The sequence below is a fragment of the Furfurilactobacillus milii genome (assembly GCF_009863985.1).
GTDB lineage: Bacteria > Bacillota > Bacilli > Lactobacillales > Lactobacillaceae > Furfurilactobacillus > Furfurilactobacillus milii_A.
The window spans coordinates 1-526 of record NZ_WEZT01000055.1; the positions used below are offsets into that span (position 1 = coordinate 1).

The following is a 526-nucleotide window of genomic DNA, read 5'->3' on the forward strand; positions in this document are numbered from 1 at the left end:
CACTTGAACTAATTAATCAACGACCATTAAAAATACATCATCAACAGACTGCCATTGAAAGATTCCGGGCTTGTTCGGATTAAACTTGTAATTTGCCCATTGGATAAACCTTATAGAAGCACAGATGCAATTTAGAAAAAAACATGGTTTTGGAGCTTATTTTTACTTCTATTTTCAGGTAATCAGAGGACGACATAAACTTAGTAAAGAAAAGGATTTAACAATACCCTGGCAACTCATTCAAATTAGGAACGGACCCGGAATTGCTGGACGAGGATACCAAGTTGTTATCAAATCGGATAACGTGCCTTTGTCTTTGGCAGAAGAAATTACCCAGTATGTGAAGTATATGAAAGCTCCTAAAGAATTGTATATCAACATAAGTGTTTTTTTCCCAGAGAATGTGACAGTAGTGAATAGAAATTACGATGGTAGATTGTAAAATTAATCCGAACGCTGTTCGGACAAAAAAGATCAGCTTCCTTTAAAATGGTGTTTACCACAAACCCATCTTTTAGGAGCTGAT

1 protein-coding gene is annotated in these 526 nt (G+C 35.7%); it reads left to right on the forward strand.

Annotated elements, in window-relative coordinates; translation table 11 throughout:
• Positions 1–124: 124 nt before the first annotated feature.
• Positions 125–442 carry a hypothetical protein gene (locus GB992_RS11425; RefSeq protein WP_161002552.1) on the forward strand — a complete coding sequence of 106 codons (318 nt, stop codon included), beginning with the start codon at positions 125–127 and terminating at the stop codon, positions 440–442.
• Positions 443–526 lie beyond the last annotated feature (84 nt).

Excerpts from the sequence above, each read along its gene's own strand:
- GB992_RS11425 (WP_161002552.1), top strand. The coding sequence starts at position 125 with ATGCAATTTAGAAAAAAACATGGTTTTGGAGCTTATTTTTACTTCTAT.